The organism is uncultured Nonlabens sp. (genome assembly GCF_947495285.1).
Lineage (GTDB): Bacteria > Bacteroidota > Bacteroidia > Flavobacteriales > Flavobacteriaceae > Nonlabens.
In genome coordinates this window covers 1-959 of record NZ_CANLXZ010000076.1, presented here as the reverse complement: position 1 = coordinate 959, position 959 = coordinate 1, and the positions used below count along the sequence as shown (strand labels likewise).

1 protein-coding gene is annotated in these 959 nt (G+C 38.2%); it reads right to left on the bottom strand.

Features of this window, described 5'->3' with window-relative positions:
- Positions 1–13: 13 nt before the first annotated feature.
- Positions 14–907, bottom strand: a complete 894-nt coding sequence (locus tag Q0838_RS14200; RefSeq protein ID WP_298956549.1) for an IS1595 family transposase — start codon at positions 905–907, stop codon at positions 14–16.
- Positions 908–959: the final 52 nt, after the last annotated feature.

Sequence of the window (959 nt, the reverse complement as noted above, 5' to 3'; positions counted from 1 at the left end):
TAGAGGTAGTCACTTAATTACTTACTAATTCTGATTGATTCATCCTGTCATGTTTCACCATCTTTATCATTAGATTATTGAATATGGTGTTTTTACTCTGAGAACGGTTTATTCTAAAACAAAATTCATTAAAGTATCTGTTTAGGTTATCACTGCTCACCCATGAGTAAGTTGTCCTGATCCAAGACTTGACCTGATGTATCATTGTATGCAATGCCTTAAAGTTCATGCCATTATTGCTTTCAATCTGTTCTATATTATAGACCTTGGCAATGGGTCTATAGCCTCGCCACTTGTCCGTTACAACGCTGGCTTCTCTACTAATATGGTCAACGAAGATATATTGTAGTGACTCAGCTGAGAAGTCATCTATTTTCTGTGCATACATTCGTTTTACTTTACCGTCCGGTGTCAGCTCAACAGCAGTTACAGCCTTCTTTTTCTTTGTATCATAACTTCTCCCTGTCTTTTTCTGTTCTTTTCCTCCCAGGACAAACTCATCCACGTGAACGATACCTTTCATGGGAGTGTTGCCACTTGAGGACATAGCTTCCCTTACCTTCATCATAAATAGACGAGCTGTTCTCTCTGTTATGGTAAAACGCACGCTAAGATATCTGGCTGATAAGCTCTTGGTAGATGTCGACATTTCAAAACAGATGAAGAAAGCCTTTCGCAGACCGAACTTTACCTTATGAAAAAGAGTATTAGCCGTAGCAGATTCTCGATGGTTACAGATATTGCACTGGCGTGAAAAATCAGCCTTGCGCTGGTAGGCAACGTGATCACATTTCAAGCACTTATAGCTCGATTTATCTTTAATCTGCGAGAGATACTCCTTACAATCTAAATCGGTTTTGAACCGATCAGAAAACTCTAGAAGGTTTTGACCCTTGAAAACATCCATATTTAAACCTTTTTATTGACTTTAAAGATAAGTATTTAGATGATTACCTCTA